The organism is Prevotella sp. P4-119, from assembly GCF_002251345.1.
Lineage (GTDB): Bacteria > Bacteroidota > Bacteroidia > Bacteroidales > Bacteroidaceae > Prevotella.
On record NZ_NPJB01000030.1, the window covers coordinates 77,828 to 103,579 of the forward strand.

Here is a 25,752-nt window from a genome sequence, read left to right on the forward strand (position 1 = left end):
CTTTTTCATTTATTTCATATTGACCTTAATGGTCTTCAGATCTTTATCAGCACTTGACGTACCTACCATCAATTCGTATTGACCAGGTACTACACGCATACTATTGCTCTTCGCATCCCAACCTTCAAACTGATCACGGGGCAACGGAATGCTGACCTTTTGACTCTGACCAGCCTTGACCGATATTCGGCTATAAGCACGCAACGTTTTGAGCGGACCTTCTGTGTCGGCAGTACGGCGCAGATAAACCTGAACCACTTCCGTTCCATCCATCTTGCCGGTATTCTTCACATTTACCGTTACCACGCCGTTCTTATATTGTGGTTTGCCCACTTCAAAAGACGTATAACTCAGTCCATAGCCGAAGGGATAGAGCACTTCACCTTTGAAATAGCGGTAAGTACGACCAGTCATACGATAGTCAAGGAAGTCGGGCAGATCATCGGTACTGCGGTAGAACGTTATGGGCAGTTTTCCTGAAGGATTCACTTCGCCCATCAGAATCTCTGCCATGGCTTCACCACCACGTTCTCCACCATACCATCCTTGAACAATCGCATCGCAGAGTGGCGCTTCTTCTGTTAGAGCGATGGCGCCGCCCGAACAGTTGATAAAGACCACACGTTTACCAGCTTTGTGCAACAGTTGCAATATCTGGCGCTGAACGGTAGGCAGATTGATGTCTGTACGGTCGCCACCCTTGAAACCTGGGTCGCTCACTTTCATCTCTTCGCCTTCAACTCGCGGAGAGATTCCACCAACGAAGACGACCGTTTCAGCATCGCCCACCTGTGCCAGAATCTCGTCAGCAGTAGGTGTTTGCTTTTTACAGATGTCAAACTGCATGGCTGCCATTCCGCCTTCCTGCACATAGTCTATCTGTATGCGATAGTGGTGTCCGGCTTTGACTTCAAGTTGTGGGGCAGCTTCCTGAATACGTTGACGCACCTTCCAAATATTGACCAGCGTATCGCCATTGACCATGACGCGCACTTTATCATCTGCTCCGACACGCAGCGTAAGCGTTTCATCGGTATCAGCAACAAACTGTCCGTCGTAACGAGCAGAGAACTGCTCCAGATTGACACCTGGCGCAAAGACCGTATTGCCGCCATTGCTCAGATTGATGGGTGAAGTAATCGTTACGGTATTGACGGGTGTACCTTCCATCTCGGTATTATTCCAATATGTGGCTTGCATTCCCCTATTGCCCAATGGAGCCTTCATGTGGTCGAAACGACTCTCATAGACTTCTGCACGAGTCAGACCGCAACCTTGCACATAACGCACATCGCCCAACTTTTGGCGCAGTCCCTGCAGCATGGTGACGGTCTTTGTGGCGGAACCACTATAGTTTCCCCACATCATGATAGAGTCGTTAGCATTCGGTCCCATGACTACGATGCGTTTAGCATTCTCTTTCTTCAAGGGCAGAATACCGTTGTTCTTCAGCAGAATAGTTCCTTCACGTGCCATTTGCAAAGCGAGTTGCTTATGTTCTTTCGAGGCAATAACGCTTGAAGGAATCTTGGTCCAACTCACCAAAGAGTCGGCATCAAAGTCTCCCAATCTGAAACGTGCCACCAACAGTCGGCGCAAACTGGTATTGATACGCTCTTCGCTAATGTCTCCTCGTTTTACGGCTTCAGGCAGATTGCGGTATTCAGAACCACATTCCAAGTCGGTACCAGACTCAACAGCCTGTGCTACAGCAGCCGGACGGTCGGCTGATACACCATGAAATCCTGGCAGGAAGTCGCGGATGGCACCACAGTCGCTGGTGATGAGACCATCGAATCCCCATTCGTCGCGAAGGATTTGTCGCTCATAACGGGCATTACCACAACAAGGCTGACCGTCGATACGTTGGTAGGCACACATCACTTCAGCCACCTTACCTTTCTGTACCAAAGCCTTGAAAGCTGGGAGATAGGTTTCCCAGAGGTCACGTTCTGGCAACTGCTGAATATCGAACGTGTGTCGATTCCATTCCGGACCACTATGCACAGCAAAGTGTTTGGCACATGCCAACAGTTTTGCATAACGTTCTTTCGATGGTTTTCCGTCGAAGCTTTGACCTTGCAGTCCATTCACAACAGCAAGTCCCATACGTTCTGTCAGGTATGGATCCTCACCATAGGTTTCCTGTCCACGTCCCCAACGAGGGTCGCGATAAATATTAATATTGGGAGTCCAGAATGACAATCCTTGATAACGCGACACTTTACCGCTGTGTTTCGCTTCTTGATTTTTAGCACGTGCTTCGTCGCTCACAGCAGTAAAAACTTGGTAGAGCAATGCATCATCCCATGACGCAGCCATCATGGTGGTGATTGGAAATACCGTAACAAAGCCGTTACGGCCTATGCCATGAAGTGCTTCGTTCCACCATTGGAACGCCGGAATGCCCAATCGCGCAATAGCAGGTGACGTGTCCATCATTAGTTTAGCCTTCTCTTCAAGAGTCAGGCGTCCTAACAAATCATCGGCACGAACTTCTGCAGTAAGTGCAGGATTCTGATATGGTAAAGTCTGTGCTGTTGCATGCAGACTCAGCATTGCTGTTAGTGTCAGTAATGTCTTTTTCATCATGTTGTTATGTTTTTAGTTTAAGGTCTGTTACCAGCCCCTCATGAGTAATGTTGTTGAACCTATGTTAATTTTCTGTTTGTTAGTATTTGCTATAATCTATGTTCGTCCTTGTTGTTGTATAATCCTATTATATGCTGTTGCTTAGACGATAGCGTCTTAATGAAAAAACAGGGGCAGACCTTTCGACCTGCCCCTGTGGCATAGAGATATTAAGTATGTCTGTTATTTCAAGTCAGAAGCCTTGTAGATGACAGACTTCAGCTCTTTCACGGTTTTCACCTCTTCGCCCTCAGCATTTTTACTGGTGATTTGCTCTTCGAAAGCAAACTTCACGGTGAAGTCGCTCACGCCCTGAGAGGCAACAACAGGAGCGATAATCTTGGTAAAGATTTCGTTCTTATCGTTAGACAGAGCTACAGTTGCGTTGTAGTTACTCTCCATGTAAGCCTTGGTGCAATGAGAGAAATAGTGTGTTGCACCATGCTCCAGACCATAGGCTGCGTTGACAGCATCTTCGAATGCTGCAACACCTTCCTCGCTCAGGCTACCCTGGTTGTCGAGGGTTACCTCGCAACGATACCAGCCCATTGAGTCAACATCTGGATCAAGGTCTCTTGAACAGCTGCTGAAAGAGAGAGTCATAGCTACGGCAGCGAATGCTGCGGCTACATATTTCATAATTTTCATAGTCGTATGTATGTTTTAATGCTTTATTATTTCTTACCGTTTCTCAGACGAGGTGCACCAGCGCCGCTCTTATAGATAGCTGAGTTGAGCACTTTCTCAGTCTGCTGATAGTAGAGACCGTCGATACCCTTATCGGTATGGTGGTCAAGGTGACTTGGCTTAGCGCCTACGAAGTGCTGTGGGTTTGGCGATACCATCAAGTCTGTGGCCTTCAGTTCGGGATCGCAGTGAACCTTCAGCTCGTCAAGTCCTGCAGGATAGTAGGTGTCGAGTTCGTCCTTCCAAGTCTTCTGCCACTTACCTGGTGAGTTAGAAGTAGCGTTGAAGGCATTGTTGTTGAATGGCTGTCCGCCCTTCAGATAAGGATCGTTTGTGGTCCAGTTGTTGTAGATGTTGAATACAACCTTGCCACTTCCGTCACCACCCTGAATGTTACGAGCATCCCAACCGAGTGCATTCATAGCACGGTTCACGTCGTCAGCATCCTTGGTGTTAATCCAGATGTTGTCGTGAATGCTGGCTTCAGAGCCTCCAGGGATATAGCGAGTATTCATCCAAGCAGCCTTTGTAGAACGAGTCATGAAGTTCACGAAGGTGTTGTGGTGGATGTTGAGATTCCAACGTACAGAAGCATCCCATTTCAGGTTGCGGTTAGAGTCAGTAATCAAGCTACCCTTTGGACTATCGTAGAATACGTTGCCGCTGATTTCTACATTCTCCAGAATGTTTGACTTCGGCTTACCGTTGTGGTCAGCATGGATGTAGTTGTAACCACCACCGTTGTTGTCGTAGAATCCACTGTTATAGTGGCTGCAGTCAATCATCTTCAGGTTGTGGATATAGAAGTCGTTAGAACCCTGAATACGGAAGAATCCGCGGATAAGTCCCTGGAACGTACAGTTGTTCCATTCAAGGAGGGTTACATTGATACCCATACCGTTAGAGTACATGTTCATGAAGTAGTTACCTACAGCTTTTCCGTTTCCTTCCTGAGCATGACCATAGTTGGTAGCCATAGGAACGTCAAAGTCGAGATCCATGAAACGAATAGAGTCGATGTCAAGGGTAATGGTACTGTTCTCACCAGCATTAGGCTGACGACCCAACATGAAGTTACAGGTATTGACATTAGCACCAGTCTTGGTCATACCGCCGAGATATACTTTAGCGCGCTTACCCTGTGCAACATCCTCTGGGTTGGTGCGGAGTGTCATACCCTTGTAGATGTTGGGGTTGCTGGTGAAGTGGTAAGCCTTACCACCTTCCAGATAGAACACCTGGTTCTCTGCTACTGTTACATCGCTATTGTAGTTAGAGATGATGTTGTCGAGCTTCATGGAGTTGTATGACGAGATGTCATAGATGTTCATGTTCTCGCCAGTACCGATAGTATCCTTAGCAGTAGGCACGTGCTTGATGAGGATAGGAGCGCCTGGAGTACCCTTGGTACTCTTCATTACAGAGTTGTAGCAAGCGTCAACCTTTGCCTCGATCGAGCTATCCCATGCGTCGATGTTATAAACCGAGTTCTCAGACAGACCGTCGATAGTAAACTCAGCTACGTCGTTTACCCATGCTGACTCAGGAATATCGAAGTGCAGATAAGTGGGGTTGGTTGTAGCATTAGGAGTTGACTTCGAAGCGGTGAAGGTCAGATAGTCAATCTTCAGAACATTCTGGTCAGCATCTACAAAGTTGAAATGATCACGGAAGATTTTCTTCTTATCATCAGAATACTTGCTGATGTTGCGGTCCAGACGTACCACCATAGAAGTCTTGGTGATGTTTAATGTCTGGATAACGAAAGGTACATCATAACGGACACCAGTCTGCATGCCGAAGTAATCAGCCCATTCTGTACCGTGACCATAACCATACCAGTCAGAGTTTTTAGGGTCAGTCTTCCAACTGTCGTTGTTAGCATCGTATGAGTGGAGTGCACGGATAGCGAAACGGTAGTCGGTCTGATAGCTCAGGTTCTTGATCACCAAATCAAACTGCTTAGGATCAGTCACTACCACGTGACCTGCCAGTTCCTTGCCGTCAACACCAGCCTCGGTGTCGATCCATGCCTGTTCACCATTTGCCACATAGTTCTGAATCGCCCATTTGATTTCATAGGCCACAGCATCATCTACGGTGTACCAGTAGAGGTGTGCTGTGTTCAAATCGGTAATCGCGCAGTTGTAGGGATCGGTAGAACCCTTACCGGTGTTGTTGTCCGTGCGGAATGCCGGACGGAACAGCTTATCACGGTTTGCCGATTCGCTGATGTCATCGTCCTTACAAGAGAATATGGACAGCGTAGCCATCAGCATCATTGAATATATGAATAATTTTTTCATTGTCTTTTAGTCTTTCTTATGTTAATAAGGAATTACTGCTTAGAAACCGTAATAGTTCTTGTAGCGTCCGTCAGAGCGAGCAATGGCTTCCTGTGGATAAGGGAGCAAGTAGCGTACTGCGGGCAACTGCTGTACGGTAGCCTCAGGATTCTGGGTATCAATATCGAAGTTGACCACAGCACCGTTGTTCACAATCTTGATGCTTCCATCCTCATCGCCACGGATGTAACCGAAGAGGGAGTAGAGTACTTCGTTCTTGAGCACACCTTCTTTCGACCAGATGTTTTCGCTGTTACCCCAAGCCACATCATTGGCTGATGATGTCTGACCCGTGATAGCTCTTGCCGAAACAGGCTCGTAAGGCAGACCGAGGTTTGCGAAATAGTCTTCAGGTTTGCTGCTGGGCTGTACGTCTGGCGTCCAAGGATTGACGATGTACAGCATGTAGAGGTTGCTGTTGGGGAAGTTGGCGTCGCCAGTATTCTTCACATATACATAATAGATGTTGGTCATAGCCGAGATATTGGCATAGTCAATACCATCGTGCTCGCTGATCATATCAATGTAAGGTGAACCTGTTGACTGGTCTTCTGCTACACCGTAGTAAGCCAAGAAGGTGTAGAAAATCTGCTCTGAGTAGAGGTTGTTGCGGACAAGATCCTTCCAACGCATGTTCTCACCAGCAAACTCAAACTTACGCTCGTCGAGCACAGCCTTGAGGAAGTCTTCCTTGGTAGCAGTCTGAGCAGAGGTCAGTTCATAGTTAACACCATTGTATGCACGACGGCGAACCTGGTTTACAGCGTCGATAGCTTCCTGTGTAGGAGCTCCGTTCACTTCGTTGTCAGCCTCAGCAAACATCAGCAACACGTCAGCATAGCGGATGTAGGCAAAGTTGATACCGGTGTTTCCGGTAGAAGCCTTACCGAGACCTACAGTGTTCCACAGCTTAGACCACTTGTTGTTATACATGGTGTAGCTGAAGTTGATAGCGGGCAGACCCTGGTTTGAGTAACCCCATGTACCGCAAACATAGTCGCGACGGGCGTCACCCTCTTTGAACATGTGGCGATAGAAACGAGTGGTGCGAACGTTACCGCTTGTAGAACCCCATGCTTGGTTAGAAAAGTCGGTTTCGTTGTTAGCGTCAACTTCGCTCTTTGGACCTTGAGCATAACCCCATGCACCAGAGTAGTCCTTACCGAAGGGAATTTCGAAGATTGCATCGTCACCCTTAGTTGCAATGTGGTTGCACTCGTCAACGAATACATCGCGGAAGCTCTTGTTGAGTGAGTGACCGCCGGCATCAATAACCTTCTTGGCATAGTCGCGTGCAATCTGATAGTATTCCTTATAGTTAGAAGGACGAGTCATCTTGTAACCATTCACGTCGTTGGCATCGTGGTTCAATGAGTAACCACCAGCCTGCAAGGCGAGACGTGCAATCATGGCATAGGCAGCTTCCTTCGAGATGCGCTCGGGAGCGTCGAGGGTTGCGTCCTTGTCAGACTGCATCCATTCTGCAGCGTGACGGAGGTCGGCAATCAGCGAATCGCTGACAACCTGACGGTCTGTTACTTCAGGATAGAGATTGTTGGTCTCATAGGTAGCCTTGAAGGTGAAGGGGATATCGCCCCAGTAGGAGAGCAGTTCGTGATAGAACATTGCACGCATAACCTTGGCTTCACCCATCATCTGGGTCAGTTTGGTCACGTTGGGTACTTCCTCGGTTACCACACCGCCATTATCTTCGCCATCGGCAATTTCAGTTTTCATCTTCTCTTCATAGAGCTTGCTGTTCTTCAGGTTGAAGATGAATTCGTTGGCAGTTTCTACGCCTTTGTAAAGTGCATTCCAGAGGCTGTTGATGTTGCCGGCATCCGAACGCGTATCGAAACGTGCGGGTTTGTTGCCCGATGCAGTTTCGCTGGTGTTGGTAGAGAAGTCAACATCGCTGTTCAGCTGGAAATCCTTGTACAGATTATTACCGAAGGTGTTTCCAGAGAGAATCTGTGCATAAACACCATTCAGTGCAGTAGAAATCTCGCCTTCGTTGTTGTAGATGAACTCAGTGTTTGCTGATGTTGAGTCTGGATCTACATCAAGGAAATCGTCGCATGCTGTCAGCGACAACATGGCCATTCCACTGATAAATATCTTATTGAGTTTCATATTGATTTCAGTTTCTTAGGTTTGTATCTTTAGAATGTTACGTTGAGACCGAAAGAGAAGGTGCGTGAACGTGGGTAGCGGTTGTAGTCCATAGAAGGAGTCAGACCAGACTGCACGTCAACCTCGGGGTCGTAACCAGAGTAGCTGGTGAGGATGAAGAGGTTTGAAGCAGAAACGTAAGCACGGACTTTCTCGATACCAAACTTCTTGGTGATGAGGTTCGGCAGGGTGTAACCTACGGTAACGTCGGTGCAACGGAGGAATGAACCATCTTCTACGAAGTATGAGAACATCACGTTGTTGACTACGTCTGCAGGGTTCCACAGGCTTGCATTAGCATTCAGATTCTTGTAGAGTCCCAGTGCACCGTTGATATAGACGTTTTTGTAGAGTGTCTCACCGGTGATGTTGTGACCATCGTTGTTAACAAATCCCTCTGGGGCGGTATAACGCCAACGCTTGTCAGCAAACTTAGAATCTACGTTGAAGAAGTTGTACTGGCTTGATGATGATGATGACATAGCGAATGCTGTGGCATTATATACATCAAAGTCGAGCATGTAAGTGAAGTTGGCTGTGAAGTCGAAGCTCTTCCACTGACCTGACAAACCGAAACCACCTTGCCATTTGGGGTTGGTGTTACCGATTACGGTCATATCCTTCTGGTCGATCTGACCGTCACCATTGAGGTCTTTCAGCTTGATCTTACCGGGCAGAGTAGAGTAACCTGAGTTAGATGAGCTGAAGATACCGTTACCGGTGTTATTCTCGTAACCGTCGGTAACAGTACCGCCGATGAGCATGCCGTTGAGTGTAGCTTTGTTGTTAGGAGTGGCCTCGTAAGAGGCTGTTTCAGGATAGGTAAATTCATCCCAGTTGTAGAGTCCGTCATATACGAAACCGTAGAACAGACCGAGTTCACCACCTACCTGCATCACGTAGTCATTTTCGATAGATGACTTCCATTTACCAGCAGTATTATAAAGCGGAGTGTTACCGTCAGAAGCATTCAGCTTCTTGATGGTCATCTTGTTGTGACCGAGAGTGAAGTTACCGCTTACCACATAGTCTTTACCACGTACGATGTCGCCGTTGACGGTGAGTTCCCAACCGTTGTTGGCTACCTTACCGATGTTCTGCATCTGCTTCTGGTATCCTGATACGCCAGGAATAGTAGAATTGTAGAGCAGGTCACGTGTGGTATTCCAATAGATTTCGGGAGTGATGCTCAGACGTCCACCGAAGAGTGAAATGTCCATAGCAAGGTTGCGGGTGATCGTAGTTTCCCACTTGATGTCCTTGTTAGGATAGTTACCTGGAGCACCATAGTAGAGTTCACCACCTACAGTAGCCTCACCGAAAGCGGGACCGCCAGTAGCATTGGTGGTGTAGAGATAGCGCCAGAGATCGTCAGCGATGTTGTTGTTACCGGCGAGACCGAAGGCAGCGCGGAGTTTCAACTGATCAATCCATTTCACATCTTTCAGGAATTTCTCCTTGTTGATCACCCATGCACCAGAGATAGAGGGGAAGTAACCCCACTGGTTGCCGGGAGCAAACTTGGTAGAACCGTCAGCACGGAAGGTACCTGAGATCAGATATTTGTGCTGGTAGTTGTATGAAACCTGACCGAAGAACGATGCTGTGCGGTTGGCAGTAGAACGCTTGGTGTAGGTCTGTTCAGCATAGGGCTGTCCGAGTGCCATGTTGTTGAGGGCTGTTTCTGCATCGATGTTTTGATCGAAGAGGTGGGCAGCCTGCTGGTTTGCCTTATACTGTGAGTGATAGATCTCCTGACCCAAGAGGAACGACAAGTTGTGCTTATCCTGGAGAGTCAAGTCGTAAGAAGCGGTATTAGTCCAAGTGTATGACTCAGAGTTCTTCTTATTGAGCACAGCAACAGGCTTATTGTTGTTGATGGCAGCTTTTGCCATACCGGTCTGCCAGCCATAGAAACGTTCAGTATCGCTGAATCCGAGTGTGTAGTTACCCTCACTGCGCAGAACGAGACCCTTGATGGGAGACCACTTCAGTGCAAACTGGTTGGTGATGGTGTAACCATGCTTCTTCTGGGTGTTGGTTTGGATATCGTTGACTGGGTTTGTCAGACGGAAGTTGCTGGCATCAGCCTCATTTTCCATCTCTTCGTATGAACCCCACTCACGCAGACCAGCTGTAGGACGGTAGCGCAATACGTCGATCAGACCACCTGAACCGATGTTGTCACCACCTGCACCTTCGTCACGACGATAGCTGATCTTAGGATTGTAGGTGAACTCAAGGTTCTTGGTAATCTTGGTATTGAGCTTGAGGTTGATGTTGGTACGACGTACGCCTGAACCGAGGATAATACCCTTATCTTCTGACTGAGTCAGTGAGAGGTTGAAACGTGTAGTCTCGTTACCACCACCGATGGTCACGTTGCTGGAGTAGTTGACGGGGTGGTTGCCCAAAACCTCATCCTGCCAGTCGCGTGTAGCCTCGTTGCGATAGAGAGAAATGTCCTTAGGGTTACCGAAGTTGCCACGGAAAGGCTTAGCCCATGAAGAGCGGTTGCCGTTAGCAGCAGCACGGTCATACTGATAGTCAACAAATTCGAAGGTGTTCATCTGGCTCATAGAGCGTGCCAATGAAGATACGCTGAGACGTCCGTTGAACGACACCTGAACCTTACCAGTCTTAGCAGATTTAGTAGTAACTACAACAACACCGTTACCACCCTTCGCACCATAGATAGCGGTCAGAGAAGCATCTTTCAACACGTCGATTGAAGCGATATCCGTGGGAGGAATATCATTGATGTTGTCAACCTGGAAACCATCGACGATGAAGAGTGGCTGGTTGCTCTGAGTTACAGACGTGGCTCCACGAACGCGGATGTTGATGTCGGCACCTGGCTGACCATCGACTGTTGTAATCTGCACACCGGCAATCTTACCCTGAAGGGCTTCGGCTGCTGATGATACAGGAACCACTGCCAGTTTCGCACCGCTTACCGAACCGACCGAACCGGTCAGGTCTTTACGTGCTTTACTGGTGTAACCCACAACGACCACCTCATCAAGGGCGGCGTTGTCGTCCTGGAGGACGATTTTCAGATTGCTACCTGCTGCAACTTCCTGAGTCACCATACCGATGTATGAGATGACCAGCTTCTTCGAGGCAGGCACCTTGATGGTGAAGTTACCGTCGAAGTCAGTTACGGCTGCATTCTTAGGATTTCCCTTTTCTACTACGGTTGCACCAATAACGGCTTCGCCATTGGAGTCTGTGACTGTACCCTTAGCGACGGTCTGTGCATAAGCATTACCGACGATCAAGAGCATACACAGAACAAGTACCGTGCGTGAAATACTCTTAAAATAAACAGACATAAAATTAGTAGTTTTGAAAATTAGTAATATTTTTGATGTTGTTTGTTTGCAAAGTTACTTAAAATTTATTAAAACCCACCTAAAAAAGGTGAAATGTTCCACGTAAACGTTTACATTGGAATTGTTGCTTCCAATGATATTGGGTGGAAGTCGGTTTCTGTATTGGTCCCCCATCAGCACTCTGGAGCGATGAGTTTCGCTCCAGAGACTTGATGGGATTTGAGGGCAAAAGGATTTTCCCATAGATGCTGTTGATGTGTATATAATTGTCAGTAGTTTGATGATGCAAAGATACTACTTTCTTTTCTTTGCTGATAAATATTCATCGCATTATTACACGTAAACGTTTTCGCTAATTGTTGCAGGTACAGGCTGTGCTTGAAGTAGTTTTATAGGAGGTATTACAAAAAGGATCATTCGTGTTCTTTATATATATTATTGTATACGCACGCACACGCGCACACGCGAATCTCTTAAATTGTTAACACCGAACACCAATATGGCACCATCCTAAAGTTATTTTAGTTTTCAAGAAAATTTCGACCACACGACCACAGATATCCGCATCACGCTATCCTTCAACATCTTACAGGTGTGGTCAATTCCTAAAAATCGGGATTTGCGACCACATTTCGACCACCAGTGCAACGATGTAATGTACACGAATCAGCCTAAAGAATGATGCTTTTCAATGTGGAATTACTATTGTTTTCGGCAAAAGAGCAGAGCTGAGTTACTTTTGTCCTTTCAGGACGTGGTTGATTATGTGCATTCATATCCGCAGGGCGATGCCCTGGGCTAAGGAAACCATTGGGCTTTCAGCCCGCCTTTGCTTGTTTGGTTATTAACACATCTTTAGTTGTTGGGTATTAGCCCGTCTTTAGTTGTTGGGTTACTAACGCCCCGAATGGGGCAAAATCTTCATAGCCCAGGGTAACACCCTGGGGTGTATGATTTTATTTAGCCTACGTCCTGTAAGGACAAAAGTAAAGCGTGATCCTATTTTCCTTATAAAATACTATCGTTTATCAGCACTTTGACAAGCATTGATAACACCTTTATCAAATATTGGATAACACCTTTATCAAATATTAGATAACACTTTTATCAAACGCTGGATAATACCATTATCAAACGCTGGATAATACCTTTATCAAACGCTGGATAATACCTTTATCAAACGTTGAAAACACTTTTACCAAACGTTGGGCAACACTTTTGCCAAACGTTGGGTAACACTTTTGCCAAACGTTGGGTAACACTTTTGCCAAACGTTGGGTAATACCTTGACAAAACACTTTCTCCTAAATATCGATCAGTTTATGATAAGCATTTTCGTTAAGCCAAATAACGCAATTTGGTGGTCGATTGATGGTCGACACTTCAGTTTCGACCACAGTATAAAGCACTGACCGACAACATGATACACTCATCTGTGGTCGTGTGGTCGAAATTTTCTTAAAACTATATTTTATGTTTGCCATCCGAGAATTGTGTTGTAGCAAACTGAATTATTCTTTCATCATCATCTTACAAATACGATCTTGGAAGAGGCGAGACTCGGCTACTGGAGAGTCAACATTAATGATGGAGAAAATGTACCAATGGTCATCAGCAGCAAGAAGATAACCGCAAAGTGACGATGCACCATAGGTGGTCATAGTGCCTGTTTTACAAAATAAACGACCTTTGTAGTCGGGATGGCTCATACGGGTAAGAAGCGAACCGCGTCGCTCGCCACCTACAGTGGATGCCAAAGCCTCATCAATAAAGAAATCCTTCAACTGCTTGTCACCATAAGCATAGCGCAGCATATCAACAAGAACAGAGGCTGACAGACGATTTTCGGGTGACAGTCCTGAACCGTCGTGAAAGACAAGACGCGTTGAAACACTATCGAGCACTTGTGTTTTCTCTCTCCAGAAAGTTTCGGCATAATGTTTTGCATCCCAATTCATACGACGGTTGGGCATCAATCCCTGCTTCCAGTCAAGATGATAGAACACAGCATCTGCCTTAATATTGCTGCTATGGATGAGCATGGGAGTGATGACATCGCGAAGCAGATGGGATGAGGTGGCAACATAATGATACTTGCCACCACCGAAACGACCCTTTGAACGTCTTGCATTGACCGTTTTATCATTGCGTACGGTCACTCCATTCATACGCAGAGAGGCTCGGAAGGTGCGATCCACATAGCGCTTGCCACGGAGAAGAAGTGGAGTCCGGTTGTAAGGTATATCCCATGCTTTCGCCGTAGGATGCGGACGCAGCGTATCTTCTCGTGCCAAAGTGATATACACATTGCCACGAACATGACGGATTCCCCTACTCTGCATCTTCTTGATGAGTGGATCAAAACTCTCCATGAGTGGGTCATCATCGGCCATCAGAAGGAGATTGCCCACAAGGGTGTCACGCTTCATCTCTCCCATGGCGAGGATGTGTTCACGATATTGGTGGTTCATGCCTAAAGTCTTGAGCGCAGCAATAGCGGTGGAAATCTTCATACATGAGGCAGGTATAAAGCTTTCCGTATCATGATATCTATAGACATAGCGTTGGGTGGTGGCGTCAAAAACAGAGACGGCAATCTTGTTGGTGTCTAGTCGCAACGGTTTGTGCATCAGACTGTCCAAACGGTGTTGCATCCTTTCGTCACATGCAAGCATCTCTGGTGTCACATGCAGCGTAGGCTTCTCTTCCTGTACTGGCTCGTCTGCACTTAACCAACTAAAGAATGCAACAAGCGCTACTATGATATAATAAATGACTGTGATAACCGCAGCAAGGAAGAGCAACAACAATGCTACCCTTCCTTTGCGAATGCGTCTTCTACGTTTTTTTTCCATCTTGTATAAGCCCCACCTAAGTGCGGTCTTTAGCTATGATTCCCCCACCCCACAGGGGTAAAGGGGAATCGTTCATTCATTTCAATATAATTCTGGTGTTCAAGAAATAATCTCGTTGGCACGAGCAAGTGCCAAGTCGATATGGCTGCAGATATTCTCCTTGCCCAACAATTTCTCAAAATTGTTGCGGCGCAACACGGCTTCAACCTTGGGATTGACGCCCGACAACACGACAGTGATACCTTCCTTCTGGCTCATCAAACACATGTTCTCCAAGTTGTGAAGACCGGTAGAGTCGATAAACGGCACCTTACGCATGCGGATGATGCGCACTTTGGGTCGGTCGTTATAGCTCGACATGATATCCTCGAAGCGGTTACCTGCACCGAAGAAGTAGGGACCGTTAATCTCATACACCTCCACTCCTTCAGGAATAGTCAGGTGGATAAGGTCGCCACGCTCCATGTCTGCATCCTCGTTGAGGTCGATTTCATCGTAGATAGCTGTCACATCGGTAGCTTCTGACACACGTTTCATAAAGAGCAGACATGCACAGATAAGGCCAAATTCAATAGCAACGGTAAGATCGAATATGATGGTAAGGAAGAATGTGAGCAACAATACGGTAACATCGCTCTTCGGATTGCGCAACATAGCAAGGAAGGAACGCCAACCACTCATATTATAGGATACCACCACCAATACTCCTGCCAAACAAGCCATCGGAATGTATTGTGCCAAGGGCATGAGGAAAAGGAAGATGAGCAACAACACTACGGCATGTACAATACCGGCTACGGGAGTACGTCCACCGTTGTTGATGTTGGTCATCGTGCGTGCAATGGCACCAGTAGCGGGAATACCGCCAAAGAGTGGCGATGCAATATTAGCCAATCCCTGACCTATCAATTCGGTATTGGAGTTATGATGATCACCTATCACACCATCTGCCACTGTAGCAGACAGCAACGATTCGATGGCTCCCAACACAGCGATTGTCACTGCCGGACCTACCAATCCCTTAATGGTTTCCCATGAAAGGGCGGGCAACGTGGCTTCGGGCAGTTCGGAATGGATGCTAAAGCGGTCGCCAATAGTTTCTATGGTGGTCACACCGGCATACTGTTTGAGCAACAAGGCTGCCACAGTGATGATAATAATTGCCACCAACGAACCCGGCACCTTCTTGCTCACACGCGGTGTGAGTGCGATGATAATGACACTTGCCACACCCATCACGGTGCTCCAAAGGTCGATATTCGCTATATTATTAATATATGCCACCCATTTTTCCATGAAGTCGGCAGGTACAGTAGTCATCTGCATACCCAACAAATCCTTTACCTGAGTGGTGAAAATGGTAACGGCGATACCACTGGTGAAGCCCACAACAATAGGATAAGGTATATATTTGATGATGGTTCCCAATCGCAATACACCGAGAAGTATCAGAAACACACCTGCCATCAGTGTGGCAATGGTCAGACCCTGCATACCATATTGCTGAATGATGCCATAGACGATGATGATGAAAGCACCTGTAGGACCGCCAATCTGAACCTTGCTACCACCGAAAAGCGAGCAGAACAGTCCGGCAACAATGGCAGTGATGATACCCTTCTCTGGTGAGACACCACTGGCTATACCAAAAGCAATCGCCAATGGCAAAGCTACTATACCAACTATTAGTCCCGCCATAACGTCGGCGACAAACGTCTTTTTGTCGTAATGTGCAATAGCCGAAAAGAACTTCGGCTTAAAATCCAATGTTTTTATCATTATTATACTGAAAACAAAAATAATAAGGTGACGCCGTGACGGGTGTCACCTTATTAATAAATAAGTTATACTTAAAGTTACTTGTTTTTGAGCAAATCACGTATCTCAGCAAGAAGTTCTTCCTGAGTAGGACCAGCAGGAGCTGCAGGCTGTTCGGGCTCTGCCTTTTTGCGGTTGAACTTATTGATACCTTTAAGCATCAGGAAGATACAGAAAGCAATAATCAAGAAGTCAATGACATTCTGTACAAACATGCCATACTTCACCTCAGCATCAACAACCTTAATCGACAGTGCAGAGAAATCAACACCACCAGTGAGCACACCAATGATAGGCATCAACACATTGTCAACCAGACTTGAAACGATCTTTCCGAATGCACCGCCGATGATAACGCCGACAGCCATGTCCAACACGTTACCCTTCATGGCAAACTCTTTGAATTCACTAATAAAACTCATAACTGTTTCTTTTTTTAATTATATGTTACACGAGTGATTTAAATATTCATTCTGCAAACTCCAAGTGGCAAACACCACACTTTTGTCACCTGTAATTGTGTTAAAGTCTCATCTTTTAACTTTATTAAAAGAATTAACTTCCATTTCTTCTGCAAAATTAGATATTTTTTTGTAACTTTGTGCCCGAAAACAGGAAAAAGTGACTTTTGTGCCACATTTTTCAATATTAATGGGACAAATTATAACAAACCTTTTAAATATTTTAAGAAAATGACAAAAGTAGCAATTAACGGTTTTGGCCGTATTGGTCGTCTGGCTTTCCGTCAGATGTTTGAAGCAGATGGTTACGAGGTTGTTGCCATCAACGACCTGACAAGTCCTAAAATGTTGGCTCACCTTCTGAAGTATGACACTGCTCAGGGTGGTTTCGCTGGAAAGTACGGCGAAGGCAAACACACCGTAGAGGCTGGTGAAGACTACATCGTTGTTGACGGTAAGAAAATCACCATCTACGCTAAACCAAACGCAGCTGAGCTTCCTTGGGGTGAGCTGGGTGTTGACGTAGTTCTCGAGTGCACAGGTTTCTACACTTCAAAGGAGAAAGCTTCTGCACACATCAAGGCTGGTGCCCGCAAGTGCGTTATCTCTGCTCCTGCAGGTAACGACCTTCCCACTATCGTTTACAATGTAAACCACACCACTCTGACCAAGGACGACAACGTTATCAGCGCTGCTTCTTGCACCACTAACTGCTTGGCTCCTATGGCTGCTGCTCTGAACAAGTACGCTCCTATCGCCAGCGGTATCATGTCAACCATCCACGCTTACACTGGCGACCAGATGATTCTTGACGGTCCTCAGCGCAAGGGCGACCTCCGTCGTTCACGTGCAGGTGCTCAGAACATCGTTCCTAACTCAACTGGTGCTGCTAAGGCTATCGGTCTCGTTATCCCCGAGCTGAACGGCAAACTGATTGGTTCTGCTCAGCGCGTTCCAACTCCTACTGGTTCAACCACTATCTTGGTTGCTGTTGTTAAGGGTAAGGACGTTACCGTTGAGGGCATCAACGCTGCTATGAAGGCTGCTCAGACTGAGAGCTTCGGTTACAACGAGGATCAGATTGTATCAAGCGATATCATCGGTATGAAGTTCGGTTCTCTCTTCGACGCTACCCAGACCATGGTTAGCAAGATCGACGACGACACCTATCAGGTACAGGTTGTTTCTTGGTACGACAACGAGAACAGCTACACCTCTCAGATGGTTCGTACTATCAAGTACTTCTCAGAGAACTGCTAATTAGCATTGTCCCCAAAAAGGCAACATTGATAAAAGCCGCCCTTGGCATGTGCCTTGGGCGGCTATTTTTCTAATTTGACAAAATTATAGCTATCCTTCAATACACTTCTAACCGCTTATGCCATTCGATATGATAACCATTCTTGGTCCTACTGCATCGGGAAAGACCGACCTTGCCGCCCATTTGGCAGTAAGCTTGAGAAACTGTGAAATCATCAGTGCAGATAGCCGACAGGTTTATAAACACATGGACATCGGAACCGGAAAAGACTTGAAGGACTATGTGGTTAATGGTACGGCAGTGCCTTATCACTTGATAGACATCTGCGAACCTGGCACGAAATATAACCTTTTCCAATATCAGCAGGATTTCCAACAGGCATACAACGATATCAAGAACAGAGGCAAGATACCCATCCTATGTGGTGGCACTGGACTTTATATCGAAGCTGTATTGAAAGGATATTCCCTATCACCCGTTCCACAAAACGAGCAACTGCGCAAAGACCTTGAAGGCAAGTCGCTGGAACAACTTACGGCTATGCTTCAAGAATTGAAAGCACAAAACGGCTCTGTCATGCACAACACGACCGATGTTGATTCTGCACAACGTGCCATACGTGCTATAGAAATAGAGACCTACAATCTCCACACACCGACAGAACTGCGACAGGTGCCGCCCGTCCATTCACTTATCATCGGAGTAGATATCGACCGCGAAGCACGACGCAACAAGATCACCGAAAGACTCAAATCGCGTCTTGAAGAAGGCATGACTGATGAGGTGAAAGCCCTACTTGACAGGGGAATCCCTGCAGAAGACCTGATTTATTACGGACTGGAATACAAGTTTGTGACTGAATATCTTATAGGTAAACTCAGTTACGAAGAGATGTTCAAACGGTTGGAGATAGCCATTCACCAGTTTGCCAAGCGACAGATGACATGGTTTCGAGGCATGGAACGTCGCGGATTTACCATCCATTGGATTGACGCTCTCCTACCAATGGATAAAAAAGTGGAGGAGATTCTGCGCATTTCCAAATCGGAATAATCACAACCAACTATCAGTATTCAACATTAAAAAAAATATATAAGGTGGCAGTAGATGATAAGAAGTGGGGCATCCTATATTGTCCCAAGCACCGTTCGGGCAAGCAGCGCGAACGTATTCAGCGTGCACTCAATGAGCATGGTGTGGATTACGACTTTGTGCAAAGCGAGACTGCAGGCAGCGTAGAACGCTTGATAAATATGTTGATTCACAACGGCTACAAGACCATTATCATTGCCGGTGGTGACTCGGCACTCAATGATGCGGTAAACTGTCTGATGAAAGTAGAGAAACAAATGCGCGACACCATTGCCTTGGGACTCATTCCCAACGGTTTGATGAACGATTTTGCACGCTATTGGAACTTTCGTGAAGGCAATCTTGACCAGACTATCAGTTGGCTGAAAAAGTATCGTGTACGCCCCATCGACCTTGGTTGCGTGCGCTATACTAATAAGAAAGGCGAACAATGCCATCGCTATTTCCTCAACTGCATCAATATCGGCATGGTGGCAGACGTGATGAACCTGCGTCAGCAAACGCGCGCCATATTGGGTTCTCGCTTTCTTTCTATTATTCTGTCCGCCATATTACTCATCTTCCACCGCATGGATTATAAGATGAGCATCAAAATCAATGCCGAAACCATACAACGCCGAGTGATGACGCTATGTATAGGTAGTGGTCCTGGTTACGGATTGACACCTAACGCTGTGCCTTACAATGGACTTTTGGATGTATCGCTGGTATATCAAGCCAAAATAGTACAGATATTCCACGGACTATGGATGATGCTGACAGGTCGTCTGCTCAACCATCGCATGGTGCACCCCTATCGCACACAAGAAATCGTTATAGAAGATGGTGGTAAAGCCTTGGTATCTGTTGACGGACGTCCGATGGGAACTCCTGTAGGTTCCTATCGCATCAATGTAGAGCAGGAAGTGATACGTTTCCTTATTCCAGATTAAACTTCTATCTATTATAAGTCAAAGGAAAAGACGCATCTTATCCACAAACCGAAATGCTTTTCAGCTTTTCCTCATCATTGATGGCAATACGGCGACCATCAAGAATCACCAATTCCTCCTCTGCAAAAGCAGACAAAGTACGGATGGCATTACATGTTGCCATACTTGACATACTGGCAAGATCTTCTCGACTCACCCGGATATTGAGGGTTTTCCCGTCGCTCTCTGTACCGTATTTTTCCTTTAGGCGCAATAATGCTTCAGCCAATCTGCCACGTATATGCTTTTGTGTCAAGTTGACAGTCTGTTCATCGGCACGTCCTAAGAGATTGGCCAGATGTTTGATAAAACATATCGCCAACTGATTATTTTCCGTAATAAGATATTTGACAACGGATATAGGAATAAGACCAAGTTGCGAAGCTTCGATAGCTGATGCCGATGTGGTATAGGCTTCATCCATAAATCCAGCACGATAACCGAAATAACTATGCGGTTTCACCATGCGAACTATCTGATGACGTCCACCAATTCCCTCTTTGAATATCTTCACTTTTCCTTTGATGAGACAAAACAAAGACGTTGGATTCTCACCTTCGGTATAGATCATTTCGTTTCGCTTGTAGTCCTTCAACGTGATATGATCTATGAGATACTGACGTTGTTCATCAGTAAGTGGTGCCCAAAGATCCGTGAGGACTTTGGCTATAACAGGGTCATCTATATTTTTTCCCTCTATAATCATGTTAGTGTTGTTTATCGTGATCGAAACATTGTCCTTTGCATGCAAAGTTAATTGAAATCATGGAAAAAACAAAAAGAATATAAAGAAAAACGAATACTAATAGGTACTTTTACCGATGATATGGGTTAAAATTCTATGAATTTGCAAAAAAAACTATCTTTTATTTTGTAGAGACAACTAAATTCAGTAACTTTGGAGAAATAAAACTCCATCGCATATATGATGGACGCCTATATAACATACAAAACTAACAAAACCTAAATAGGAACTATGAGTTATTTACGATTTGAAAAAGCAGTAATGACAAACCTGCAGGAGTCACTGCACCGTGAATTGCTGCGAACTAACCGTTCGGGTGCCTATAGCAGTTCGACTATTGCCGACTGCAATACGCGCAAATACCACGGTCTGCTCGTTGTTCCCGTACCAGAACTTGACGATGAGAACCATGTGTTGCTCTCTTCATTCGACTGTACGGTAATCCAGCACGGTGCTGAGTTCAATCTCGGACTCCACAAGTATCAGGGAAACAATTACAGCCCCAACGGTCACAAGTACATCCGCGAATTTACTTGTGATGTAGTGCCTACCATGATCTACCGCGTAGGCGGTGTGATTCTGAAGCGCGAAACTATTTTCCAGTGTTACGAAGACCGCATCCTCATCCGCTATACGCTTGTTGATGCCCACAGTGCCACTACTTTGCGCTTCCGCCCATTCCTTGCGTTCCGCTCGGTACGCCAGTTTACTCACGAGAACTCTGTTGCAAGCAGAGCTTATCAAGAGGTGGAGAACGGCATCAGCACCTGTATGTATGCCGGATACCCCGACCTTTACATGCAGTTTGATAAGAAAAACGAGTTTATCTTCAAGCCCGACTGGTATCGCGGTGTAGAATATCCGAAGGAACAGGAGCGCGGTTACGCTTCCAACGAAGACCTCTACGTGCCTGGCTATTTTGAGTTACCCATCAAGAAAGGCGAGAGCATTGTGTTCTCTGCATCTACATCGGCCATTAAGACCAGCAAACTGAAGAGTCTTTTTGAAAAGGAAATAGCTATCCGCCAACCTCGCGACAACTTCTACCATTGCCTCGTGGCATCAGCCCATCAGTTCCGCAATCGCCAGCCCAATGATGACCGTTACCTGCTGGCAGGTTATCCTTGGTTTAAGGCACGTGCACGCGATACATTTATAGCGCTGCCGGGACTCACCCTTGCCATAGGCGAACGCGACTACTTTGAGTTGGTGATGAAGACTTCAGAAAAAGGACTTCGCGAATATATGGAGGGCAAACCACTGACAGTGAAGCTCTACGAGATAGAACATCCCGATGTCCCCCTATGGTGTGTATGGACCATCCAGCAGTATGCCAAGGATGCCGGCCGCGAACAAGGCTATAAGATGTATGGCAAACTGGTACATGACATTGTAAAATATGTGATGGAAGACGGTCATGAGAATATGCACCTCGATGACAACGGACTGCTGTTCGCCAACGGACGTGACAAGGCCATCACCTGGATGAACTCTACCGCCAACGGTCGCCCAGTAGTGCCACGCTCTGGATATATTGTTGAGTTCAACGCGCTGTGGTACAACGCGCTCCGCTTCTGCGCTTCACTCGAAGCCGAATTTGGCGATGCTAAATTTGCCGAACAGCTCGAAGAATTGGCAGAACGCTGCAAAAAATCATTCGTTGACACATTCCTCAACGAATATGGCTATCTGCTCGACTATGTTGATGGCAATATGATGGACTGGAGCGTACGCCCGAATATGATCTTCCCTGTAGCTTTCGACTACTCTCCGCTTGACCAGAATCAGAAGAAGAATGTGCTCGACATATGCACTCGCGAACTGCTCACTCCAAAGGGACTGCGCTCGCTATCGCCCAAAAGCGGTGGATACAACCCCATGTATGTTGGTCCACAGGCACAACGCGACTATGCTTACCACCAGGGCACAGCATGGCCATGGCTTGAAGGATTCTATATGGAAGCCTGTTTGAAAATCTACAAGCGTAGCCGTCTCAGTTTCATTGAGCGACAGATGGTAAGCTATGAAGACGAAATGAACTATCATGCCGTCGGCACCATCAGCGAACTCTTCGACGGCAACCCACCTTTCAGTGGACGTGGCGCTATGGCTTTTGCCATGAATGTGGCTGAAATTCTGCGCACACTCAAGTTGTTGGAGAAATACACATACCAAAAGTAACTAACAGGAGGACAGAACTATGAAAGTATTAATGTTTGGATGGGAGTATCCTCCTCACGTGTATGGTGGACTCGCCACTGCTAACTATGGCATATCGCAGGGCTTGCATGCTCAGGGCGATATGGACATCACACTATGTTTGCCAAAACCTTTCGGCGATGAAGACCGCTCGGCATGCAACATTGTAGCTATGAATGCTGTGCCTATTGCATGGCGCGACGTCAATCGCGACTATGTAAGCCAGCGTGTAGGCAATATCATGGATCCCGATCTCTACTATCGTTTCCGTGACCATCTGTATGCCGACTTCAACTATATGCACGTCAACGACCTCGGTGCAATGGAGTTTGCAGGAGGCTATCCCGGCAATCTGCACGAGGAAATCAATAACTACTCGATTATTGCCGGTGTAGTGGCACGCACACTCGATTACGATATCATACATGCACACGACTGGCTGACTTATCCTGCCGGCATACATGCCAAGCAAGTGAGCGGTAAACCTTTGTGCATTCACGTACATGCCACTGACTTTGACCGATCACGCGGAAAAGTGAACCCCACCGTCTATTCTATCGAAAAGAACGGTATGGATCAGGCAGACTGCATCATGTGTGTATCAGAACTGACTCGTCAGACTGTCATCAACCAGTATCATCAGGATCCACGCAAGTGCTTCACGGTGCACAATGCCGTATATCCTCTGCCACAAGAATACGATGCCATCCCACGTCCCGACCATACTGGTCGCGACAAGGTGGTAACCTTCTTGGGACGTATCACCATGCAAAAGGGTCCGGAATACTTCGTTGAAGCTGCCAACATGGTCATTCAACGCACCCGCAACGTGCGCTTCTGTATGGCAGGATCTGGCGACATGATGGATGCCATGATTCAATTGGCTGCCGAACGCGGCATCGCCGACCGTTTCCACTTCCCTGGTTTCATGCGCGGTAAACAGGTTTATGAGTGTCTGAAAGACTCCGACGTATATGTCATGCCTTCTGTTTCCGAGCCGTTTGGCATATCGCCACTCGAAGCCATGCAGTGTGGCACTCCGACTATCATCAGTAAGCAGTCGGGCTGTGCAGAGATTCTCGACAACTGTATCAAAGTTGATTACTGGGACATCCACGCTCTGGCAGATGCCATCTACAGCATCTGTGCCAACGATTCACTCTTCAACTACCTCAAAGAGGAAGGCAAGAAGGAAGTTGACCAAATCACCTGGGAGAAGGTTGGCGCATGGATCCGCACCCTCTACCTCCGCACTTTAGGCTGGGAATAGTTACTTATCAATAACACAACAACAAACAATGAATAGATTATGAAAACCATTTGTTTATATTTTGAAATACATCAGATCACACATCTGAAACGTTACCGTTTCTTTGATATCGGTACCGATCACTATTATTATGATGACTACGAGAACGAGCGTACCATCTGCGACATTGCAGAACGCAGTTACATGCCCGCCCTCAATGCCATTGGCGAGATGATTCGCGACAACGGACAGATGTTTAAAGTGGCATTCTCCCTTTCTGGAGTCGGCATGGAGCAATTGGAAATGCACGCCCCACAGGTATTGGAGAAACTACAGGAACTGAACAACACAGGATGTGTAGAGTTTCTCGCTGAGCCTTATTCACACGGATTGTCATCACTTGCCAACGAAGAGACATTTGCCCTCGACGTCAAGAAGCAGTGCCAGAAAATTGAAGAATACTTCGGCAAACGCCCAACCGTATTGCGCAATTCATCACTCATCTACAGCGACGATATCGGCGCACAGGCTGCTGCTATGGGATTCAAAGGTATGCTCACCGAAGGTGCTAAGCACGTGCTCGGATGGAAATCGCCACACTACGTATATCATTGCGCCATGGCCCCCAACCTCAAATTGCTGCTGCGCGACGTGGAACTCTCTGACGATATTTCACTGCGTTTCAACAATTCTGACTGGGAAGGATATCCGCTCTTTGCCGATTCATATATAGACCGCATTGCTCGTTTCCCAGAAGAGGAACAAATCATCAATATCTTCATGGAACTCTCGGCACTTGGCATCGCACAACCACTGTCAAGCAACATTCTGGAGTTCATCAAGGCATTGCCCGCCTGTGCGAAAGACAAAGGCATCACCTTCTCTACACCTACAGAAATCTGCATGAAGGTGAAGAGTGTTGGTGCACTCGATGTACCCGATACGCTCTCATGGGTAGATGAAGAGCGCGATGTAAGCTCATGGCTTGGCAACGCTTTGCAGCGCGAAGCCTTCAATAAGCTCTATAGCGTGGCAGACCGCCTGCGCATTGCCGACGATCCAGGCATCAATCAGGACTGGGACTACCTCCAGGCAAGCAACAACTTCCGTTTCATGACCACCAAACCATCCAACGTTGGACTGGACCGTGGTTTCTATAGCGGACCATTTGATGCTTTCACCAACTATATGAATATACTTGGCGACTTCATCAACCGCGTCAATGCACTCTATCCTGCCGAAATCGACAATGAGGAATTGAATGCTTTGTTGACCACCATCCGCAATCAAGGAGATGAAATCGTATATAAAGACAAGGAGATTGCACGCTTGCACACACTGCTCGCAAAGTATGAAGATGGTAGCGAAAAGCCTGCTGCTAAGCCAGCTGCCAAAAAGGCACCAGCTAAAAAGCCGGCTGCTAAGACTACTGCAAAGAAGACTTCTAAAGCAAAAACCGCTACCGCTAAAAAGGCAGCCACAAAGACTACATCAAAGAAGTAATAGCGTGAGGGATTATATTTCCCACATAGTTGGTGTATTCTAACTCATAAAAAGCCAAACTCGTTGCACGTACAGATCGTGATGTGCAACGAGTTTTTCTTGTTGCTATAGATAAACACAAATCGGTCATTAGCATTTGCTTCATCCTTCGTAAGGCACAACGCTTTCATACGCACTTTTCAAGCATCACCGCTGACAGTTCGTGTTTCGTTAGCTCCATTACATGGCAACTTTTCTCGCCATGGGATAAATCAACCGAAGTCTGCCATTCTCATCAAGTTTGGCAGTTTCTCGTCGTGACTTCGATAGTTTCCCGTCGGCTTCTCGATCGACGTTCGTTGCTCTTTCGTTCGTTTTTTGCTTGTTCCTCGTTCGGTCCTCGTTCGGTCTTCGATAGACTAACGAATAACCAACGAGAGACGAACGAG

At 46.6% G+C, this 25,752-nt stretch carries 15 protein-coding genes; 6 read left to right on the forward strand and 9 right to left on the reverse strand.

Annotation, left to right across the window (positions count from 1 at the left end):
• Window positions 1-9 precede the first annotated feature (9 nt).
• The 8 genes from xyl3A to mscL form a co-directional block, all read right to left on the reverse strand.
• On the reverse strand, window positions 10-2,592 hold the full coding sequence (gene xyl3A / locus CIK89_RS03855; protein WP_094390124.1) for a xylan 1,4-beta-xylosidase: 2,583 nt from the start codon (window positions 2,590-2,592) through the stop codon (window positions 10-12).
• A gap of 222 nt (window positions 2,593-2,814) precedes the next feature.
• Window positions 2,815-3,279 (reverse strand): hypothetical protein, encoded by a 465-nt coding sequence (locus tag CIK89_RS03860; protein ID WP_144007300.1) that lies wholly within the window; start codon window positions 3,277-3,279, stop codon window positions 2,815-2,817.
• A gap of 26 nt (window positions 3,280-3,305) precedes the next feature.
• Window positions 3,306-5,624 (reverse strand): hypothetical protein, encoded by a 2,319-nt coding sequence (locus tag CIK89_RS03865; RefSeq protein WP_094390126.1) that lies wholly within the window; start codon window positions 5,622-5,624, stop codon window positions 3,306-3,308.
• Window positions 5,625-5,663: 39 nt separating this feature from the next.
• The gene (locus tag CIK89_RS03870; RefSeq protein ID WP_094390127.1) at window positions 5,664-7,796 is read right to left on the reverse strand and encodes a RagB/SusD family nutrient uptake outer membrane protein; all 2,133 of its coding nucleotides are present in this window, start codon (window positions 7,794-7,796) and stop codon (window positions 5,664-5,666) included.
• 29 nt (window positions 7,797-7,825) lie between these two features.
• The gene (locus tag CIK89_RS03875; protein ID WP_254046609.1) at window positions 7,826-11,122 is read right to left on the reverse strand and encodes a TonB-dependent receptor; all 3,297 of its coding nucleotides are present in this window, start codon (window positions 11,120-11,122) and stop codon (window positions 7,826-7,828) included.
• A gap of 1,559 nt (window positions 11,123-12,681) precedes the next feature.
• On the reverse strand, window positions 12,682-14,025 hold the full coding sequence (locus CIK89_RS03880; protein ID WP_094390129.1) for a D-alanyl-D-alanine carboxypeptidase: 1,344 nt from the start codon (window positions 14,023-14,025) through the stop codon (window positions 12,682-12,684).
• Window positions 14,026-14,124: 99 nt separating this feature from the next.
• Complete coding sequence (locus CIK89_RS03885) at window positions 14,125-15,801, reverse strand: SulP family inorganic anion transporter (protein ID WP_094390187.1); 1,677 nt, start codon at window positions 15,799-15,801, stop codon at window positions 14,125-14,127.
• An 80-nt stretch (window positions 15,802-15,881) separates the two neighbouring features.
• Window positions 15,882-16,265, reverse strand: coding sequence for a large-conductance mechanosensitive channel protein MscL (gene mscL, locus CIK89_RS03890; protein WP_094390130.1), 384 nt, complete (start codon window positions 16,263-16,265; stop codon window positions 15,882-15,884).
• A gap of 270 nt (window positions 16,266-16,535) precedes the next feature.
• Here mscL and gap point away from each other — a divergent pair, with 270 nt between their 5' ends.
• From gap to CIK89_RS03905, 3 genes are all read left to right on the forward strand, one after another.
• A complete protein-coding gene (gene gap / locus CIK89_RS03895) occupies window positions 16,536-17,564 on the forward strand; it encodes a type I glyceraldehyde-3-phosphate dehydrogenase (protein ID WP_094390131.1) in 1,029 nt (342 codons plus the stop codon).
• Window positions 17,565-17,694: 130 nt separating this feature from the next.
• On the forward strand, window positions 17,695-18,618 hold the full coding sequence (gene miaA, locus CIK89_RS03900; protein WP_094390188.1) for a tRNA (adenosine(37)-N6)-dimethylallyltransferase MiaA: 924 nt from the start codon (window positions 17,695-17,697) through the stop codon (window positions 18,616-18,618).
• 44 nt (window positions 18,619-18,662) lie between these two features.
• A complete protein-coding gene (locus CIK89_RS03905) occupies window positions 18,663-19,589 on the forward strand; it encodes a diacylglycerol kinase family protein (protein WP_094390132.1) in 927 nt (308 codons plus the stop codon).
• Window positions 19,590-19,626: 37 nt separating this feature from the next.
• Here CIK89_RS03905 and CIK89_RS03910 read toward each other — a convergent pair whose 3' ends face one another.
• On the reverse strand, window positions 19,627-20,334 hold the full coding sequence (locus tag CIK89_RS03910; RefSeq protein WP_371593226.1) for a Crp/Fnr family transcriptional regulator: 708 nt from the start codon (window positions 20,332-20,334) through the stop codon (window positions 19,627-19,629).
• Between the two features lie 270 nt (window positions 20,335-20,604).
• On the opposite strand from CIK89_RS03910, the gene CIK89_RS03915 reads away from it, so the two are divergent.
• From CIK89_RS03915 to CIK89_RS03925, 3 genes are read left to right on the forward strand one after another with little or no spacing between them, the layout of a single operon-like run.
• Window positions 20,605-22,554, forward strand: a complete 1,950-nt coding sequence (locus tag CIK89_RS03915) for a glycogen debranching enzyme N-terminal domain-containing protein (RefSeq protein WP_094390133.1) — start codon at window positions 20,605-20,607, stop codon at window positions 22,552-22,554.
• Window positions 22,555-22,573: 19 nt separating this feature from the next.
• Window positions 22,574-23,842, forward strand: a complete 1,269-nt coding sequence (locus tag CIK89_RS03920; protein WP_094390134.1) for a glycosyltransferase family 4 protein — start codon at window positions 22,574-22,576, stop codon at window positions 23,840-23,842.
• 39 nt (window positions 23,843-23,881) lie between these two features.
• Window positions 23,882-25,324 (forward strand): glycoside hydrolase family 57 protein, encoded by a 1,443-nt coding sequence (locus CIK89_RS03925; protein WP_094390135.1) that lies wholly within the window; start codon window positions 23,882-23,884, stop codon window positions 25,322-25,324.
• The last annotated feature ends 428 nt before the right edge of the window (window positions 25,325-25,752 follow it).

Bases quoted from the DNA above. Each gene is read 5' to 3' on its own strand.
- CIK89_RS03870 (WP_094390127.1), bottom strand. From the start codon at position 7,796: ATGAAACTCAATAAGATATTTATCAGTGGAATGGCCATGTTGTCGCTG.
- CIK89_RS03860 (WP_144007300.1), bottom strand. From the start codon at position 3,279: ATGAAAATTATGAAATATGTAGCCGCAGCATTCGCTGCCGTAGCTATG.
- CIK89_RS03880 (WP_094390129.1), bottom strand. From the start codon at position 14,025: ATGGAAAAAAAACGTAGAAGACGCATTCGCAAAGGAAGGGTAGCATTG.
- CIK89_RS03920 (WP_094390134.1), top strand. From the start codon at position 22,574: ATGAAAGTATTAATGTTTGGATGGGAGTATCCTCCTCACGTGTATGGT.
- CIK89_RS03915 (WP_094390133.1), top strand. From the start codon at position 20,605: ATGAGTTATTTACGATTTGAAAAAGCAGTAATGACAAACCTGCAGGAG.
- CIK89_RS03865 (WP_094390126.1), bottom strand. From the start codon at position 5,624: ATGAAAAAATTATTCATATATTCAATGATGCTGATGGCTACGCTGTCC.
- xyl3A (WP_094390124.1), bottom strand. From the start codon at position 2,592: ATGATGAAAAAGACATTACTGACACTAACAGCAATGCTGAGTCTGCAT.
- miaA (WP_094390188.1), top strand. From the start codon at position 17,695: ATGATAACCATTCTTGGTCCTACTGCATCGGGAAAGACCGACCTTGCC.
- CIK89_RS03910 (WP_371593226.1), bottom strand. From the start codon at position 20,334: ATGATTATAGAGGGAAAAAATATAGATGACCCTGTTATAGCCAAAGTC.
- CIK89_RS03925 (WP_094390135.1), top strand. From the start codon at position 23,882: ATGAAAACCATTTGTTTATATTTTGAAATACATCAGATCACACATCTG.
- mscL (WP_094390130.1), bottom strand. From the start codon at position 16,265: ATGAGTTTTATTAGTGAATTCAAAGAGTTTGCCATGAAGGGTAACGTG.
- gap (WP_094390131.1), top strand. From the start codon at position 16,536: ATGACAAAAGTAGCAATTAACGGTTTTGGCCGTATTGGTCGTCTGGCT.
- CIK89_RS03875 (WP_254046609.1), bottom strand. From the start codon at position 11,122: ATGCTCTTGATCGTCGGTAATGCTTATGCACAGACCGTCGCTAAGGGT.